We start from the raw sequence: 18,695 nt of genomic DNA on the forward strand, positions 1-18,695 counted from the left end.
CTTTATTTCAAGATTCATCTTATTGATAATGAAGACCACATTCGGTTTTCATTTTCCCAGCCCATCTACCATCTCTTGAATCGCCACCATCCCCTACAGGTAAAGTACATTTCTCACACCCAATACTTGGATAGCCAACATCATGCAACGGGTTATACGGCAGGCTATGTTTGTATACATATCGCCAAACTTCTTTCCACGTCCAATGAATGAGTGGACAAACTTTAATAGATTGAAAACGATGATCTTGATTTATAAACTTTGTATGCTTACGTGTTTCTGATTGTTCCCTTCTTAAGCCCGATATCCATGCTTTTTCCACGACTAATGATTTTTCTAAAGGTAAAATTTTTCTAATCTTACAACAAAGATTCGGATTGCTCTCCCACAGTTTTTCACCATGCAACTTCGCCTGTTCATCAAGTGTAAGTTCTGGCTGTTTTTCTATAATATTCAATGAAGGAAATCGTTCCCTCACTCTTTGAATTAATTCATACGTTTCTTGAAAATGAACATTTGTATCTAAAAATACAACTTTAGCAGATGGATTTACTTGGTTTATAAGGTGCAGCAATACCATACCTTCCACCCCAAAGCTACATGCATAGACGATTTCATCTTTATACTCTTCATAAGCCCAATTTAATACTGATAACGCGCCTTTTGTTTCATCTTCTTCCGAAAATGAAACAACATTTTCTTCCCACGTTTCATACGTCAACATGTTTTTTCCCCCTGTAAAAGCAAAAAGACGGTTTTAACCTAATGAAAATAGGTTAAAACCGCCTCTAGTTTTTCTAGTCAGCGCTTTTCACTTTAAACGTACTTTTTCACTTTTCTCTAACTGAATTACTTTTCCATCTTGCACAACAATTGTAATTGAACCATATTTCATATCAGCAAGCATCGCTTCAATCTTCTCGGATACTTCATCAAAATGTTCCCGTACACTCACGCGAACAGCCCCCCTTTTTATTCATAAAAAAAATCTTTCCCATTTCGAAAAGACTGTTCGGTAATATATTTTACCTTATCTTTCAAAATGGATTCCATTTTGCTGGATTTAGCACCTTGCTTTCTATAAGCAGGTTGCCGAGCTTCTTCGGGCCAGTTCCCTCCGCTTCTCTTGATAAGCTTTGTATTTGTATTTTATCACAATTCTGATTTTTTTCAATCCTAGTTTTCCGATATATTTTAATTATTTTATTTTACAAAAAAGGAATTGCCCCTCCGAACAACTCCTTTTCTATTTAGACAAGCTCTTTAATACGTATGCGATCGTTCCCAATAATATTTTCATATGTTTCGCGTTCCACAACTACTTGCGATGTTCCGCCTTTTGCAAAGACCACGGCTGGTCTTCGAATCCGATTGTAATTATTCGCCATCGAATACCCGTAGGCTCCTGTACAGGAAACTGCTAGTAAATCAGCAGAAGCGACTTTTGGTAAATGAATATCCCAAATCAACATATCTCCACTCTCACAGCATTTCCCAGCAATCGAAACGAGTTCCTCATTCTCATCATTCCCTCGATTCGCTAACATTGCTTCATAACGCGCACTATATAAAGCAGGTCTTAAATTATCTGTCATTCCACCATCGACTGATACATATTTCCGAATACCAGGAATATCTTTCACAGATCCAACTGTATAAATTGTTGTCCCAGCATCACCTACAATGCTACGGCCTGGTTCAATCCATATTTCTGGCAATGGATATTCACATACAGTAAATTGTTCTCTCACTGCACTTGTTACAGCTCGCACATATGTCTCAAGAGTTAATGGTGTATCCGACTCTGTGTAGCGTATTCCAAATCCCCCGCCTACATTTAACACTTTTACTACATAGTTTGTTTGCTCTCTCACTTCTTCTAAAAATTGGCGAAGAACTTCAATTGCTCGAACAAAACCAGCTGTTTCAAATATTTGCGATCCGATATGTGAATGAATCCCTAGCACATTATAATTTGATTTTTGTAAAGCAAATCCAATTGCCTGCATCGCTTGACCGTTTGAAACGCCAAATCCAAATTTCGAATCATCTTGGCCTGTTGTAATATATTCATGTGTGTGCGCCTCTACTCCAGGTGTTACACGAATTAATATGTTCACAAATTTTCCATGTTGCATCGCTAAATCGTGTAAAATTTCTAATTCAAAGAAATTATCTACGACAAAACAACCAATATTCGCCTGAAGAGCCATCACTATCTCTTCTTCTGTTTTATTATTTCCATGAAAATGAATACGTGATGCTGGAAATCCAGCTTGGAGCGCAGTATATAATTCTCCCCCAGAAACAACGTCTAATGACATATTCTCTTCACGAGCTACTCGGCACATCTCCATGCACAAGAACGCCTTGCTTGCATATGCTACTTGATAAGAGAAACCACTTTCTTTAAAAGCACGATGAAACGCTCGGCATTTTCCTCGAATAGACTCTTCATCGTATACATAAAGTGGTGTTCCGTATTGCTTTGCTAGCTGCGTCGTATCGCACCCTCCAATTTCTAAGTGTCCTTGCCCATTAATTCGGCTTGTGCCGTGTAAATACATTTAAATTCCTCCCTTATTTCCTCTAAAACTCATAACCCCAATCTTCTATTCATTGCAGCACGCTTTTAGATAGACAAAAAACGCGCGGAACAATGTTCACACGCGTTTCTTATTAGGAAAAATATATATTGAAAAAATAAACGAGTTGTTATCTCCTCAAAATAAGAAACCGCATCAACATCTCCAAATAGCTCTCCATAAAATAAATCTTATGACAGTACTACATTTATTCAATGTAGTCCCAATATATGAATAAGATGGTTATTCTTATATTTCGGCAATAGTCCCTTTCAACCTATGATCACAGATTCCATTAAATCTCCCATAGCTTACTCTTTCCTATCGCGGCCTCTACCTTTGAGAGTAGATGAGGTAAGTCTATTTAATTTTCAAACATCTAATTGTTGCTATTAACAATACCAAAGGACCATTTTATTTGTCAAACAATTTTTTATATTGTTTTTTTACAGTTTAATTTTGTATCGTTTGGTAAGCGCTTTACTGAAATCTTTGTCACTTCCCATTCGCCTTCTTCGTTATTAAATGTAATCGTTACCTTCTCAAATGGTGGAGCAATTTTCCCAGCAACACGTTCATACTTTGTCACTTCAATACTTGCTTGAAATAAATATGTACCGCTATACACTTTTTTTAAACTAATAATTTTAGGACATTGATAAGGTTTCAAACTTCCATATTGTTTTTCAATTGCTTTATTTATTTTTGGAAATAAAACAGAATAAAGTGCATCTTCCATAAGAGGTGCATCATATTGAGCTACCGACACACTCGGTGAAGTAAAAAGTATAACACTACTGCATGCTATAAAATATAATAATTTTCGCATTATAACCTCCGTATATCACGCGATTCTTTCTACGTACGATAATTATCATACATAGAAATTCTGTTTTATTGTCTCCCACCAATCTTTTTCTACTCGATTATTATAAAAAAGCCCACAACCCCCTTTTATTTTCGTATAATGATACTCATAGTATAATAATCATAATAACAAAGGACTGTTCGTATATATAAAAGGAGTCGTTAAGCAAACTGACTCACAAGAACTGTCATGCTTTTTAGGAGAGGAGTATATTATGCTACAACATCTGTTTCCAAAACTGCGATTTGCACTCGTTGCAGTCGTTTTACTATGGATTAAAACATATATTGTGTACAAGCTAGCATTTGATATTAAAATTGATAATTTCTTTGAAGAATTCATGCTTTTTATTAATCCACTAGCTGCGTTACTTTTATTTTTCGGCTTAGCTTTACTTGCATCTAAGCACCGAAACCGAATTATAATTGGAATCAGTTTTATACTGTCATTTATTTTATTTGGAAACGCAATGTTTTATGGGTTCTATAACGATTTCGTTACTTTCCCGGTTTTATTCCAAACAAACAATATGGCTGATTTAGGGACAAGTATAAAAGAACTCTTTACGTACAAAACATTACTTTTATTTGCAGATGCAATTATTTTAATGTTTATTTCGCGTAAATTCCCATCATTTGGCGACAAAACACCACTTTCCCGCTCAGAGAAGCGAACTTTCTTTAGCGGTGTAACAGCTTTATTAGCACTACAAATTGTTGTATCAGTTATTTATAAACCACAAATGTTCTCACGCTCATTTGACCGTCAAACTGTTGTGAAAAATTTAGGTTTATACACATATCATCTATTTGATATTACACTTCAATCCAAGTCTTCAGCTGAGCGTGTATTTGCAAGTGGCGATGGATTTTCTGAAATTAAGAACTATACAGACTCAAAAGACAAGCAAGTTGATAAAAACTTATTTGGAGCTGCAAAAGGTAAAAATGTAATTTTAATTTCAATGGAATCTACACAAAGCTTTGTTATTAATAAAAAAATAAATGGAAAAGAAATTACACCATTTTTAAATGAATTTATTAAGGATAGCTTCTATTTCGATAACTTCTATCATCAAACTGGACAAGGTAAAACTTCTGATGCTGAATTTATCGTTGAAAACTCACTTTACCCACTAGATCGTGGTTCTGTATTCTTTACTCATGCAACAAATGAATACACAGCTACACCAGAACAATTAAAGAAATACGGATATTCTTCCGCCGTCTTCCATTCAAACGATAAAACGTTTTGGAATCGGGATGTAATGTATCCTACACTTGGATATGATCGTTACTTTAATTTAAATGATTACGTAGGAACGGAACAAATGTCTGTCGGTTGGGGATTAAAAGATAAAGAGTTCTTTGAACAATCTATTCCAAAGTTAAAATCTTTACCGCAACCGTTCTATACAAAATTTATTACATTAACAAATCATTTTCCGTTTCTTCTAAATCCGGAAGACCAATATGTTGATGAATTCAACTCAGAAAGTGGTGTTGTAAACCGCTACTTCCCAACTGTTCGTTACACAGATGAAGCTCTTAAATTATTTATTAAACAATTAAAAGAAGAAGGACTGTATGATAATTCCGTTATTGTCATTTATGGTGATCATTATGGTATTTCCGAAAACCATAACGCAGCTATGGCACAGTTCCTAGGAAAAGATACTATTACACCATTCGATTCTATGCAATTACAACGCGTTCCTCTTATTATTCATGTGCCTGGTCAAGAAGGAAAAGTTGTTTCTAAAGTATCTGGTCAAATTGATATTAAACCAACGCTCCTTCATTTACTTGGTATTAAAACAAATAAATCCGTTGAATTTGGAACTGACTTATTTATTAAAGAAAAAGACCCGCTTATGGTAATGCGTGATGGTAGCTTTGTTTCTGAAGAGTATGTTTATACAAAAAATATGTGCTACAAAAGAAGTACGGGTGAAGAAGCTGACATGACGCTATGTCAGCCGTATGTTGAAAAAGCAAAAACAGAATTAAAACTCTCCGATAAATTAATTTATGGAGATTTATTACGTTTCGATCCTAATAATCGATATAAAACCGGAACGATGACAACGAAATTTGAATAGTAAAGGAAGCAACTTTATACAAGTTGCTTCCTCTTTTTATTTTCACTTAATTTATTCCTCATCCTTCTATGAAATCTTTCACAAATTGGTAATTTCTTTCGTATGAGGAATAAATTTATGGTATGATAAAATAAGTAAACTTTCATACACTAATTAAGAATTTATTACAGAAAGCAAGGGATCAGATTTTGTATAGAGCAGCTATTCCAAACTTATTTACGCTCGGAAATTTATATAGCGGATTTTTATCAATCGGCTATGCATCTTTAGGATATTATAAATCAGCTGCTATTTTAGTACTTATCGGGATGATGTTAGATAGTCTTGATGGTCGTGTTGCTCGTTTATTACGTGTTGATTCACAAATGGGAAAAGAGCTCGACTCGCTTGCAGATGTCGTAACATTTGGTGCAGCACCTGCTGTTTTAATGTATTACACATCTTTCTCAAACTACGGAATCATCGGATTATACATAGCGGGATTATTCCCTCTTTTCGGGGCATATCGTTTAGCACGATTTAATGTAACACCATCTTCTACTTCAATGAAATATTTCACTGGAGTACCGATTACAGCAGCGGGAGGGCTTGTTGCTTTCTTAACATTATTTTCACATACCATTCCAAAAATCGTTCTTATTACCGTATTTGTAACGTTCGCATTTTTAATGGTGAGCCGCATTCGTATCCCAAGTTTAAAAGATGTACCAATTCCACGATATAGCATCATTATTACACTATTTTTAGTTGGAATCATTATTACAATGTATCAAACAGGATTTGGCAATTTTTCTGTTTTCTTATTCATTGCCATTCCACTATATATTTTGTACATGTTATCTCAATTCATTAGACAAAGACCGTCTAAAAAAGCGAATAAAGAAAAATAAGAAACCTTCCGAGTCCGGAAGGTTTCTTTTTATTTTGTGACTAATACCTTTTGATTTACAGGTGTTACTGGCTCTTCGCCGTTTAATACAGCTAAAATATTTTTGACAGCCATTTCAGCCATCGCATCACGAGTTTCAAACGTTGCATTCCCTACGTGTGGAGCAAGCACTACATTCTTTAATTCTTTTAGCTCTTCTGTAATTTTCGGTTCAAATTCAAACACATCAAGAGCTGCCCCTTCAATTTCATTCGTTTTTAATGCATGAGCAAGTGCCGCTTCATTCATAATTGGTCCACGTGAAGCATTTACAATATACGCTGTTTTCTTCATCATTTTAAACTGCTCTTCATCAATCATATGATGTAATTTTGGATTATAAGCACAGTTAATTGTAATAAAATCTGCTGTTTGTAATAATTCTTCCAACGTCACATACGTTGCTCCCAGTTCACTTTCAGCTTCAAGCTTACGATTTGGCCCTGTATATAAAACACCCATTCCAAATGCTCTCGCACGTTTTGCAACAGCCTTCCCGATTTCTCCAAGACCAATAATTCCAATTATCTTACCGTGGACTTCTCGTCCTAAGAAAAATAACGGTGCCCATCCGTTAAATCCAGTCGTACGACATAACGTATCCCCTTCAGGAATTCTACGCGCCGCTGCTAAAAGAAGTGCAAATGTTAATTCTGCAGTCGCTTCCGTTGATACTTTCGGTGTATTCGTTACTGCAATTCCTTTTTCCCCAGCATACGTGTAATCAATATTGTCGTAACCAGCACCATAGTTTGCAACAATCTTTAAATGAGGCGCTGCATCAATAACTTCTTTTGGCACCTTTGTTGAAAGTAAACTTAACAATGCATCTTTATCTTTTACACGCTCTGTTAATTCATCTATAGAAATTAACTCCTCTTTATCGTACATTTCTACATCATGATCTTTTAATAGTTCTAATCCAATTTCTGGAATTTTTCCCGCTACTAATATTTTTGCCACTACTAACACCTCTTCTATAGAAAATAAGATATCTCTTATATTTCATTGTAAGAAATCCATATATAAAAACCAAGGAATTTGATTATAGTTTTGAAAATCGACACTTTTCCATAAAAAAAGAGGAGATACAACTCTCCCCTCTTCTTACGCTTTTTCCTGCGATTCTTTTCCGAGCTTCACATCAATAGTTCCTTCTGCAACCGTATCGCTAATTTGCTCCTCAATAACCGATTGAGATGCAGCATTCGTTTCAGACGTATAAGCTTGTTGCTGTGCAACTTGTACATTTTGTTTATTTTGTTGTTTCGCCATTTCTTACCCTCCTTTTCATTCTTTCTTATTTTGAACAAAAAGGACGGTTTTCATCAAAAAATCGCGTTTCATTTTAAATTTGTTACTTCTTCTTCAAGCAACCTCATTACTCTTGCTCGCTTCGTAAATGTTGCGACCTGAGTAACACCGTGAGCTCGTAATGTTTGTACATTTTCTTGTACATAATTCCCTAAATCATTTGGATAATGGGCATCCGAAGAAATCGTAATTGGAACACCATACTTAGCTAATACTTGTAAATATAGTGGACTTGGGCACATCTCACGAACAGGGTAACGATAGTACAGTCCTGCATTTATTTCTGTTGCCGTATTCGTTTCTACTAACGCACAGGCAATTTCCTTATAATAAGAAAGCTGTTCATTCTCATCCAATCGATAATTAAATACTTTTATATTATCAAGATGAGCGATAATATCAAATAACTCTGTATGAATCGCACTCTCAACTGTTTTAAAAAACGTATCGTATAATGTGCGTAGGTCATGCACCTCAAAATATTCTTTCGTATCCGGATTATCAAATCCCCAGCCATTTAGAAAATGAACGGAACCAATTACATAATCAAAGTCTCCTAGCGCTAATAATTCTTTTAACTCTCCTTCACAATCAAGAAAATAATCCGCTTCAATTCCAAGTTTAAGTGTGACACCTCTTTTACTCCATCGTTCTTTCGCTTCTTCAATTGCCTTTGTAAAATCATACAGTGAAACTACCCTTACTTGATCTAACCATTCCTTCTGTATACGACCAAGCTTAGAATCACTAATATCTACATATTTTTCATAATATCCTTGCGCTTCATGAAAACGATATAGATGATCAACAATTCCCACTTCTTTTATTCCTTTTCGCACAGCTTCTTCTAAATAGAGATCCATCCATTCTTTTGTAAATGGCCCTTCCTTCACACGCTTTTGCAAACGCTCTTGTGTTTTCATAAGCCAATCAATAGAATGCCTTTCTTGAAGCGGTTCATAACATTCCAACGCTTCATTTATTTTAGCAAGCCATCTTATTGAATACGGTCCTTCTTCTAAGTGAAGATGATAATCTACTTTCATATACATTCCCCCTTATAATGTATCTATTTCCCTTCTATCCCCAACTCTCGAAAGCTTTCCATTTCGTTCTTTCACCTCTCGCATGACATCTTCCAATGCAATATTTTTTTCAGCCAATAAAACGAAACAGTGATAAAATACATCAACCATTTCTTTCACTACTTCTTCTTTATCATTATTTTTACATGCGATAATTACTTCAGCGCACTCTTCACCAATTTTCTTTAAAATTTTATCTTCTCCTTTTGAAAATAAATAATTTGTATACGATTCAGGAAGTGGGCTTTCCTTTCGTTCTTCAATTGTTTTATACAGCAACTTAAAGGCATTTTCCATATGTATCCCCCCTATATAATTTGATAGTGAAAGCATGTCTTCTCCCCCGTATGACAAGCAGGCCCTACTTGTTTCACATTCACAACAATTGAATCTTGATCACAATCTAAGTATAGAGATTGCACATATTGAACATTCCCTGATGTTTCTCCCTTATTCCATAACGACTGCCTCGAACGAGAATAAAACCATGTTCTTTTCGTCTCTAACGTTTTTTCATATGCGTCTTCATTCATATAAGCTAGCATTAAAACTTCTTTCGTACCTTCTTCGATGACAATTGCTGGTATTAATCCTTTTGAAAAATTAGGTTTCATAACCGCACCTCAACATTTGCATCTCTTAATTTTCGCTTTACACTCTGCACTGTCGCCTCACCATAATGAAATATGGATGCCGCTAACGCTGCATCAACCGTTGTCTTTTGAAAAACTTCTATAATGTGATCCGTATGACCACAGCCCCCTGATGCGATGACTGGAATGGAAACACTTTTTGAAATCTCTTCTGTTAAACGAAGATCATATCCACTTTTCGTTCCATCTGCATCCATACTCGTTAACAAAATTTCACCCGCCCCGAGCTTAACAACACGCTTCGCCCATTCTATAGCATCCATTTCTGTGTCAACTCTTCCACCGTTGACGTATACGTTCCATTTATCTTCCGCTACTTTTCTAGCGTCAATTGCAACGACAATACATTGTGATCCAAAGTGTTCTGCCCCTTCTTCGATTAGCTTCGGGTTTCGCACTGCCGCTGAGTTTATTGAAACTTTGTCTGCTCCAGCTCTTAGTAAATTGTACATATCTTTCACACTTGAAATCCCCCCGCCAACCGTAAGAGGAATAAATACTTTTGCTGCTGTTTTTTCTACAACATCTATAATCGTTTTTCTTCCTTCATGGGTCGCCGTAATATCTAAAAATACGATTTCATCTGCCCCTGCCTCGTTATATGCTTCAGCTATTTCAACCGGATCACCGACATCTTGTAATCCTATAAAATTTACACCTTTTACGACTCGCCCTTCTTTCACATCTAGACATGGAATAATTCGTTTCGCTAACATAACTTCGTTACCTGTAATACTTCTTCTAAATCAATCTTTTTCTCGTAAAGCGCCTTTCCAATTATTACACCATATATATTCATATCATTTAACTTTTTCACATCTTGAATAGATGCCACTCCTCCAGAGGCAATGAGACGAATGCCCACACTTTTTTGAAGTAACGTCAATTGTTCAAAATTTGGCCCTGCAAGCGTCCCGTCTTTCGAAATGTCTGTAAACACAATCGTTTGAACACCTAAACTTTCCATTTGTTTCGCTAAAATAATATAAGAAATTTCAGACAAATCAAGCCAACCTCTCGTTGCTACGAAACCATTTTTCGCATCAATTCCAACAATGATTTTCTCTTTATATAGATGAACTGCTTCCTCTAAAAATGACTTATCATAAAGAGCCGCTGTTCCTAAAATCACTTTTTCTACACCTACTGACAATAACTTCTCCACCGCTTTAAGTGAACGAATTCCTCCTCCCACTTGCACAGGAATACGTACCGCCTTGCAGATTTTTTCAATGACGAGAAAATTTAGCGACTCGCCAGCAATTGCACCGTCTAAATCAACAATGTGTAGTATTTCCGCTCCAAGCTTTTCAAATATGATCGCCTGCGCTACCGGATCTTCATTCATCACCGTTTCTTTACTAAACTCTCCTTGATAAAGTCTAACGCATCGCCCTTCCTTTAAATCGATAGCCGGGAAGATTTCCATGCTTCTACCACCCCTTGAAAATTTTTTAATATTTGCATGCCAATTTCACCACTTTTTTCTGGATGAAACTGTGCACCAAATACATTTCCTTTCGCTACAAACCCTGGTACTTGCATTCCATAATCACTTACTCCGCATACAATTTCATCTGGACAATCCGCGTAATATGAATGAACATAATACACGAAAGAACCATCTACTAATCCATTCCAAAGCGGAAATTCTCTTTCCTTCCTTAATTCATTCCATCCCATATGAGGAATTTTATACGAAACTTTTAACTTACGAATTTCCCCTGGTAGTAAACCTAACCCACTACAACCTTTTAGTTCCTCACTTCGTTCAAATAAAAGCTGCATGCCCAAACATATACCGAGGAGTGGTTTTCCTATATCACAAACTTCTTTTAGTACACACACTAAATCTCTTTCTTCTAATACTTCCATCGCTTTCGGAAATGCACCTACTCCCGGTAAAATCACGCCATCGCTTCTCAATATCTCTTCTTTATCACTCGTTACAATGTGCTCTGCCCCAATATATTTTAATGCTTGCTCTACACTACGAATATTCCCCATTCCATAATCTATAATGGCAATCAATTACAACATCCCTTTCGTTGAATTTACACCAGTAATGTTGGCATTTTTTTCGACCGCTTCTCTAAGCGCTCTACCAAAAGCTTTAAATAATGCTTCAATTTTGTGATGTGTATTACTTCCATATAGAACGCGCGCATGTAATGTAATATTGGCAGCATGTGCAACTGCTCTAAAAAATTCTTCCGTCAATTCTGTATCAAAATCCCCGAGCTTCGGATTTGTTAATTCCCCTTGAAATACACAATATGAGCGTCCACTTATATCAATTGCGACAAATCCTAAAGATTCATCCATCGGTACATACGCTGAACCGTAACGATTAATTCTCTCTTTATTTTGCAATGCTTCTTTCAAGCAATTTCCGAGTACAATTCCAACATCTTCAACGGTGTGATGTGCATCGACAAATACATCACCTTCTGCCTCAACTTGCAATCCAAATCTTCCATGTCTAGCAAATAAAGTCAGCATATGATCGAAAAAACCAATCCCCGTTTGAATAGATACATTCGTACTTTCATCAAGCTGCAAACTTAATTTAATTTTTGTTTCTGTCGTCTGACGTACTTGACTGGACTGACGCATTATTTTTCCTCCTCAAACCTTATTTGGATTGCTCTCGCATGTGCATGTAACCCTTCTTTATTTGCAAGCTCTACAATATGATGCTGTACATTTTTTAATGCTTCCTCCGTATAAGAAATAAAACTTGATTTTTTCACGAAATCATCGACTGATAACGGAGAAAAAAATCTTGCCGTTCCGCTCGTTGGTAATACATGATTCGGTCCCGCCAAATAATCCCCGAGCGGTTCAGGTGCATATGGCCCAAGGAAAATAGAGCCTGCATGTTTCACATAATCTAGAGCATTCATCGGTTCTTTTATATGTAACTCTAAATGTTCTGGAGCAATTTCATTTGATAACTTTAGTGCCTCCTCTAAAGAAGGAACGATAAAGATGGCTCCATTTCTATTTATTGATTCACGTGCAATTTCACTTCTTGGTAACATTTCTAACTGTCTTTCTACCTCTTTTTCTACTTCTTTAGCTAGTTCCATATTCGTTGTAATACAAATTGCCGTTGCTCTCTCATCATGCTCTGCTTGCGATAATAAATCCGCTGCGATATATTTTGCATTACCTGTTTCATCCGCGACAACTACAATTTCTGATGGACCAGCAATCATATCGATATTTACTATTCCGTATACTTCTCGTTTCGCTAGAGCGACGTACAAATTTCCCGGTCCAACTATTTTATCCACTTTCGGAATCGATTCCGTCCCGTATGCTAAAGCCGCAATTGCTTGCGCGCCACCTATCGTATAAATTTCATCTACCCCCGCAAGATTTGCAGCAGCTAATATATGAGGATCAATTCCTTCTTTCCTCGGCGGTGTTACCATTACAATCTTTTTCACACCTGCGAGTTTCGCCGGCAATACATTCATTAATACTGAAGAAGGATATGAGGCTGTCCCACCCGGTACATATACACCTATATTTTCTAATGGCCGAATGAGCTGTCCTCTAATTATGCCTTTACTTTCACAATCGAATATTGAGTACTTCTTTTGCTTTTCGTGATACGAAACAATGTTTTTCTTCGCCTCTTTTAAAGCTTCTAAAAATGAATTCTCTACAAGCATACTCGCTTGCTGTATTTCTTCTTCACTTACACAAAAATCTTTCATCTCTACACCATCAAACTTTTTTGTATAGAAAGATAAAGCCTCATCTTTCCCTTCCCTTACATTTCTAATGATTTCTCTTACACTTCTTTGAACAGTTTCTTCTATTATATTAGCGTTTTCTCTTAGCACTTTTATTTTAGATAATGCCTCCTTAAAGTCTTCATAAATGATTTCCATTTTAAGTCCTCCTATTTCCCTGATAAGATTTCTTGCTCCATCATATTTACAATACTGAATATTTCGTCTTTTTTAGTTTTTAAGGCCGCCTTATTTACAATCATCCGAGCCGATATAGAGTGCATTTCCTCAAATACAATAAGTCCATTCTCTTGTAATGTTTTTCCTGTTTCAACAATATCTACAATTGCATCTGCCAATCCAAGAAGAGGAGCGATTTCTACAGAACCTTCTATTTTAATAATTTCTACGTCCTCTCCCTTATCATGAAAATAAGTAGAAGTAATATGTGGGTATTTCGTAGCAATTCTTTTCTTCCGGTAACTTTTCGGATTATACGTAGGAATAGAAGCAACACAAAACTTACAAATCCCTACTCCTAAATCCAGCATTTCATAAATATCTTTCTCGTTTTCCATTAAAATATCTTTTCCAACGATCCCAATATCAGCTACCCCATGTTCTACATAAGTAGCAACATCAACCGCTTTTACTAAAATAAATGAAACATTTGTATTTTTACTTTGAAATACAAGCTTCCGACCTTTATTTTTGAGTTCCGAACAATCAATTCCAATCTGCTCAAAGAGTGGAATTACATGTTTTTCTAATCTTCCTTTCGTTAACGCAATTTGAATGTTACGCATGAAGTCTCTCCTTCTTTCTGGACTACCCATTTCTCATTCCACACATATTCCACTAAGTATTCATTCTTTGCCTCAACGACCGTTCCTATTTTATTTTTTCTTGCAAATTGAAAGGTATCGCTTAAATTAGAGAATAGAGATAACCAGGCATTTTTCCCGTCCTTTCGAAGTAAATTTCGTAACCTTTCTGCTTCTGCTAATCTATTTAACTCATAATGAATCACAATATCAATTTGATTTCGTTCATATGGTTCTTGCTGCTCTTGTAGCGCCTTCACAATTTGATTTACTTGCACCGCGAGTCCAACAGCCGGCAGCGTTTCTCCAAAATTCCCAATTAGCTCATCATATCTTCCGCCACTAACGATTTCTTCTCCAATTTCATATATATATCCTTTGAAAATAACACCCGTATAGTAATCTAAGTGTTGAATCATGCCTAAATCAATTGATATGTAAGAACCATATCCTAACGTTTCCATTGTTTCATACATTTCTTTTACTCTTGCAATTGCCATTTTCATTTCATTACTTGAAGCAAGCTTTTCTGCTTCCTCAATAACTTCTAAATTTCCAAATAGCCTCGGTAATTTCTCAAGTAATCTTACTGTCTCATCGCATCGATCTAATTTCTTTTCTCCGATGAAATTTGAGAGGGCAGCATAATTTTTACTTTCTATATACGTTCTAAGTACCCTTTCTTCTTCATCATGGATGGAGAGCTTTTTTACAATACATTTATATAACTGTACTTGCCCAATCTCAATTGTAAAAGATTGCACATTCAACTTTTGAAGTGCTTGAATGACACTTATTACGCATTCAATTTCAGCTCTTACATTATCAATCCCGATAACTTCAATACCACTTTGTACGATTTCATTATATTTTCCAGAATGGGATTCATTTGCTCGAAATACATTCCCGCTATACGTCACTTTAAGTGGCGTATCCCATCTCTGTGTTCCAATAACTCTCGCTAAAGGAATTGTCATATCTGGACGTAAAACGATAATCCTTCCCTTTTCATCAAAAAATTTATACATCTTCTCTTCATCTATCGGTCTATTTTGAAATGCAAAAACATCATAAAATTCAATTGTAGGTGTTCTTATTTCCTCATAACCTCTCTCTAAAAAAGTAAGCCTTAATTTTTGCTCCACTTCTTCAATTAATGTACATTCTTCGAATAAATAATCTCTCGTTCCATTCGGGTTTGCCCGCTTCCATTTTGTCATCTAAATTTTCACACCTTTCCCCTTCTAATGTATGCCGATTTCATTCACCTAAGCCGAAAATAAAAAGAGCCTTGTAGACAAAATACCTACAAGGCTCTTCAATAGAGTGTAGGTACAACGGGAATACCCCTTGTACCTACACGTTTTCACGCTAGGTTCAAGGGTTTCATGTATGATGATGTAGTTGTGTAAGCATTGTAATAGATCGCACGATATTCATAATACTTACTCCCTTTCTCCTCTGATTTTCACATAGTATATAACAGTTAATTTTGAATGTAAATACATTTTTAATATTCCGTCACTTTTTTAATATAAAGCCACTTTTCTTTCATACTCTTTTATTTCTTGTTCATATTGCATTGTAATACTAATTTCATCTAAACCATTTAATAACTTCTCTTTCCACATTTTCTCGATTGTAAAATGGAATCTATGCGTATTCGTTGTAATTACTTCATTTTCTAAATCAACTGTGATTTGTTCCCTCGCATCTGTTTTAGCAAGTTGTTCACGCATATCTTTATCCATTACAATCGGTAACATGCCATTCTTCATACAATTCATATAAAAGATATCGGCAAATCCTCCAGCGATAATAACGCGGAAACCATAATCAGCAAGCGCCCATGGAGCATGTTCTCTTGACGAGCCACATCCAAAATTATCACCTGTAATTAATATGCTGGCTCCTTTTCTTTCTTGTGCATTAAGAGGAAAATTAGGGTTTTCTTGGCGATTATTATCATATCGCCACTCATCAAATAAAAACTTCCCAAACCCAGTTCTTTCAATTCTCTTTAAATATTGCTTCGGAATAATTTGATCTGTATCAATGTTATCATTCATCAGTACTGCGGCAGTACCTTTATGAATACGAAATGGCTCCATCATAACTCTCCTTTCTAATATCAACAAAATGACCATATAACGCAGCCGCAGCCGCCATTGCCGGGCTAACTAAATGCGTTCGTGCTCCCTTTCCTTGTCTTCCTTCAAAATTGCGATTTGACGTAGAGGCACAATGTTCTCCTTCAGGCACTTGATCTGGATTCATACCTAGACACATTGAGCATCCGGGCTCTCTCCATTCAAATCCAGCTTCTTCAAATATGCGATGTAATCCTTTATGCATCGCTGCTTCTCTTACCCTTTGAGATCCGGGTACAACAAGTGCTCGCACACCTTCTTTTACTTTCTTACCTTTCACGACAGATGCAGCAATTTCTAAGTCAGAAAGCCTAGAATTTGTACAAGATCCAATGAAAACATGTTGAACTGGAATGTCATACGTACTTTGTCCGGGACTCAATCCCATATAAGAAAACGCTCTTTCGTCATTTGCATCATACTTTTCTGGCAATTTCTCATCAATCCGAACACCCATACTAGGATTTGTTCCCCACGTAACGTACGGCGCTAAATCCGTAACATCTACTGAAATATGTAAATCATAAACTGCATCTAAATCTGTATAAAGTTCTGACCATTTTTTCTTAATAGATTCATAGTCTTTCGGCGCATATTTACGCCCTTTTACGTAAGCAACCGTTTTTTCATCTGGTGCAATAATACCAGCCTTTGCTCCCCCTTCAATTGCCATATTGCAAAGCGTCATCCTCTCTTCCATATCCATAGCATGAATGGTCTCTCCGTAAAACTCCATTACGTAACCTGTTCCAACTGCTACTCCGTACTTTGAAAGGAGATGTAAAATAATATCTTTCGCATAAACACCTTGCGGTAACTTTCCTTTTAACTCAATGCCCATCGCTTTCGGCTTTCGTTGCCATAACGTTTGCGTTGCCAATACATGTTCCACTTCACTCGTACCAATACCAAACGCTAGTGCACCAAAAGCACCGTGTGTTGCTGTATGACTATCACCACAAACAATCGTTTTTCCTGGCTGTGTGAGTCCAAGTTCTGGTCCTATAACATGAACGATCCCTTGCTCTTCATCTCCGATATCCGCTAATGGCACCTGAAATTGTTTACAATTTTCCCGAAGTGTATCTAGTTGCTGCTTCGCAATACGATCGGTAATATTCCAAACATCTTTCGTTGGAATATTATGATCCATCGTTGCAAATGTTAAATCTGGTCTGCGGACTCTTCGATTTGTAAGCCGCAAGCCTTCAAAGGCTTGCGGTGACGTTACTTCATGAACAAGATGTAGATCGATATATAATAAATCCAATCCATTTTCATTAGTCGCAACTACATGTCTTTCCCAAAGCTTATCTAGTAACCTTTTCCCCATTATTTTCCTCTCCCTACTAACGCTTGCTCTTCCATTTCTTGAATAACTGCCTTTGTAAATGAAATTGTCGTTTCAGTCCCCCCGATATCTGCTGTACATTTTCCTGATTTAAGGACTGCAGAAACTGCTTCTTCAATTGCATATCCTTCCCTCGTTAATCCGAACGATTGCCCAAGCATCATTGCAACAGAACGCATCATCGCAATTGGATTCGCCTTATTTTTCCCCGCAATATCCGGCGCTGATCCGTGAATAGGCTCGTATAATGAAGGCCCCTTTTCAGCGTGACTTGCTGATGGAAGCATTCCTAATGATCCAGCTAATACTGAAGCCTCATCACTTAAAATATCACCAAATAAATTTTCCGTTACAATAACGTCAAATCTTCCTGGATTTCGAATTAATTCCATAGCCGCTGCATCTACTAAAATGTGTTCTACTTCCACATTTGGGTAGCGAAGTGCTACTTCTTCTGTCACAGTTCTCCATAGTTTACTAGACTCTAAAACATTCGCTTTATCAATAGATGTTACTTTTTTCTTCCGCTTATTCGCTAATTGAAAAGCATACGAAACGATACGTTCAATTTCATGGCGATGATACGTAAGTGTATCTGTCGCCACTTCTTCCGTTCGCTCTTTCGGATAAGAAAAATAAATTCCGCCTGTTAATTCACGAACGACAACGAAATCAATTTCATCCGCATTTTTTAATGGTGATAAATGTGCAGTTGCACTTTCTACCGTTACAGGGCGAACATTCGCAAATACACCGAGTCCTTTTCTTAATGCTAATAATCCTTTCTCAGGCCTTTCTTTCGCACTATCCCACCTTGGTCCACCTACTGCTCCAAGTAAAACCGCATCACTCGCTAAACAGGCGGCAAGTGTTCGCTGTGGTAATGGTTGCCCAGTTAAATCGATAGCAACACCACCAAAGTACTCATCTTGCAAATGAAAATGATGTCCATATAGCCTTTCTACCATATGCAATACTTCCTTCGCACTTTCCATAACTTCTGGACCGACACCATCACCAGCTAAACAAACGATACGTTTTTCCATTTTTAACACTCCTTTTAACTGAATTTTCAGAACTTTAATTTGAT

At 36.5% G+C, this 18,695-nt stretch carries 21 protein-coding genes and 2 riboswitches; of the genes, 2 read left to right on the plus strand and 19 right to left on the minus strand.

Annotation, left to right across the window (positions count from 1 at the left end; genetic code table 11):
* Positions 1–19 precede the first annotated feature (19 nt).
* The 4 genes from CN409_RS18670 to CN409_RS18685 form a co-directional block, all read right to left on the minus strand.
* A complete protein-coding gene (locus CN409_RS18670) occupies positions 20–724 on the minus strand; it encodes a phosphoadenylyl-sulfate reductase (protein ID WP_000959017.1) in 705 nt (234 codons plus the stop codon).
* 87 nt (positions 725–811) lie between these two features.
* Complete coding sequence (locus tag CN409_RS18675; RefSeq protein ID WP_000116158.1) at positions 812–955, minus strand: YezD family protein; 144 nt, start codon at positions 953–955, stop codon at positions 812–814.
* 72 nt (positions 956–1,027) lie between these two features.
* Positions 1,028–1,136, minus strand: a riboswitch (SAM riboswitch).
* Between the two features lie 114 nt (positions 1,137–1,250).
* A complete protein-coding gene (gene lysA / locus CN409_RS18680) occupies positions 1,251–2,567 on the minus strand; it encodes a diaminopimelate decarboxylase (protein ID WP_000280641.1) in 1,317 nt (438 codons plus the stop codon).
* Positions 2,568–2,747: 180 nt separating this feature from the next.
* Positions 2,748–2,929, minus strand: a riboswitch (Lysine riboswitch).
* An 89-nt stretch (positions 2,930–3,018) separates the two neighbouring features.
* Positions 3,019–3,414: a DUF3888 domain-containing protein gene (locus CN409_RS18685; RefSeq protein ID WP_001228823.1), complete on the minus strand. Its 396-nt coding sequence runs from the start codon at positions 3,412–3,414 to the stop codon at positions 3,019–3,021.
* A gap of 253 nt (positions 3,415–3,667) precedes the next feature.
* Here CN409_RS18685 and CN409_RS18690 point away from each other — a divergent pair, with 253 nt between their 5' ends.
* Together CN409_RS18690 and pssA are read left to right on the plus strand one after the other, a co-directional pair.
* Entirely contained in the window at positions 3,668–5,554 is a 1,887-nt protein-coding gene (locus CN409_RS18690; protein ID WP_000939085.1) for an LTA synthase family protein, read from the plus strand.
* 188 nt (positions 5,555–5,742) lie between these two features.
* Positions 5,743–6,444, plus strand: a complete 702-nt coding sequence (gene pssA, locus CN409_RS18695) for a CDP-diacylglycerol--serine O-phosphatidyltransferase (RefSeq protein WP_000285417.1) — start codon at positions 5,743–5,745, stop codon at positions 6,442–6,444.
* A gap of 29 nt (positions 6,445–6,473) precedes the next feature.
* On the opposite strand, the gene CN409_RS18700 is transcribed toward pssA, so the two are convergent.
* From CN409_RS18700 to leuB, 15 genes are all read right to left on the minus strand, one after another.
* On the minus strand, positions 6,474–7,445 hold the full coding sequence (locus CN409_RS18700) for an NAD(P)-dependent oxidoreductase (protein WP_097981842.1): 972 nt from the start codon (positions 7,443–7,445) through the stop codon (positions 6,474–6,476).
* Between the two features lie 144 nt (positions 7,446–7,589).
* Positions 7,590–7,757: a DUF4025 domain-containing protein gene (locus CN409_RS18705; RefSeq protein WP_001118893.1), complete on the minus strand. Its 168-nt coding sequence runs from the start codon at positions 7,755–7,757 to the stop codon at positions 7,590–7,592.
* Between the two features lie 68 nt (positions 7,758–7,825).
* A complete protein-coding gene (locus tag CN409_RS18710; protein ID WP_081143385.1) occupies positions 7,826–8,842 on the minus strand; it encodes a histidinol phosphate phosphatase domain-containing protein in 1,017 nt (338 codons plus the stop codon).
* 12 nt (positions 8,843–8,854) lie between these two features.
* On the minus strand, positions 8,855–9,178 hold the full coding sequence (gene hisE, locus CN409_RS18715; protein ID WP_000426355.1) for a phosphoribosyl-ATP diphosphatase: 324 nt from the start codon (positions 9,176–9,178) through the stop codon (positions 8,855–8,857).
* Between the two features lie 11 nt (positions 9,179–9,189).
* The gene (gene hisI, locus CN409_RS18720; protein WP_000803959.1) at positions 9,190–9,495 is read right to left on the minus strand and encodes a phosphoribosyl-AMP cyclohydrolase; all 306 of its coding nucleotides are present in this window, start codon (positions 9,493–9,495) and stop codon (positions 9,190–9,192) included.
* On the minus strand, positions 9,492–10,250 hold the full coding sequence (gene hisF, locus CN409_RS18725) for an imidazoleglycerol phosphate synthase cyclase subunit (RefSeq protein ID WP_000880105.1): 759 nt from the start codon (positions 10,248–10,250) through the stop codon (positions 9,492–9,494). The genes hisI and hisF overlap by 4 nt, the downstream gene beginning before the upstream one ends.
* Positions 10,244–10,963 (minus strand): 1-(5-phosphoribosyl)-5-[(5-phosphoribosylamino)methylideneamino]imidazole-4-carboxamide isomerase, encoded by a 720-nt coding sequence (gene hisA / locus CN409_RS18730; protein WP_042597451.1) that lies wholly within the window; start codon positions 10,961–10,963, stop codon positions 10,244–10,246. Before hisA ends, hisF begins: the two co-directional genes overlap by 7 nt.
* Positions 10,936–11,565, minus strand: a complete 630-nt coding sequence (gene hisH / locus CN409_RS18735; RefSeq protein WP_000560346.1) for an imidazole glycerol phosphate synthase subunit HisH — start codon at positions 11,563–11,565, stop codon at positions 10,936–10,938. The genes hisA and hisH overlap by 28 nt, the downstream gene beginning before the upstream one ends.
* Positions 11,566–12,150: an imidazoleglycerol-phosphate dehydratase HisB gene (gene hisB / locus CN409_RS18740; RefSeq protein WP_001249962.1), complete on the minus strand. Its 585-nt coding sequence runs from the start codon at positions 12,148–12,150 to the stop codon at positions 11,566–11,568. It lies immediately after the preceding gene.
* A complete protein-coding gene (gene hisD, locus CN409_RS18745) occupies positions 12,150–13,439 on the minus strand; it encodes a histidinol dehydrogenase (RefSeq protein WP_000402915.1) in 1,290 nt (429 codons plus the stop codon). The genes hisB and hisD overlap by 1 nt, the downstream gene beginning before the upstream one ends.
* Before the next feature lie 11 nt (positions 13,440–13,450).
* A complete protein-coding gene (gene hisG / locus CN409_RS18750) occupies positions 13,451–14,086 on the minus strand; it encodes an ATP phosphoribosyltransferase (RefSeq protein ID WP_001244492.1) in 636 nt (211 codons plus the stop codon).
* Positions 14,062–15,324, minus strand: a complete 1,263-nt coding sequence (locus CN409_RS18755) for an ATP phosphoribosyltransferase regulatory subunit (protein WP_000170302.1) — start codon at positions 15,322–15,324, stop codon at positions 14,062–14,064. Before CN409_RS18755 ends, hisG begins: the two co-directional genes overlap by 25 nt.
* A gap of 309 nt (positions 15,325–15,633) precedes the next feature.
* The gene (gene leuD, locus CN409_RS18760) at positions 15,634–16,215 is read right to left on the minus strand and encodes a 3-isopropylmalate dehydratase small subunit (protein ID WP_000433191.1); all 582 of its coding nucleotides are present in this window, start codon (positions 16,213–16,215) and stop codon (positions 15,634–15,636) included.
* Positions 16,193–17,587: a 3-isopropylmalate dehydratase large subunit gene (gene leuC / locus CN409_RS18765; protein ID WP_000518094.1), complete on the minus strand. Its 1,395-nt coding sequence runs from the start codon at positions 17,585–17,587 to the stop codon at positions 16,193–16,195. The genes leuD and leuC overlap by 23 nt, the downstream gene beginning before the upstream one ends.
* Positions 17,587–18,651 carry a 3-isopropylmalate dehydrogenase gene (leuB, locus tag CN409_RS18770; RefSeq protein WP_000415383.1) on the minus strand — a complete coding sequence of 355 codons (1,065 nt, stop codon included), beginning with the start codon at positions 18,649–18,651 and terminating at the stop codon, positions 17,587–17,589. The genes leuC and leuB overlap by 1 nt, the downstream gene beginning before the upstream one ends.
* Between the last annotated feature and the right edge of the window lie 44 nt (positions 18,652–18,695).

Source organism: Bacillus sp. AFS012607 (assembly GCF_002558005.1).
Taxonomy (GTDB): Bacteria; Bacillota; Bacilli; order Bacillales; family Bacillaceae_G; genus Bacillus_A; species Bacillus_A thuringiensis_S.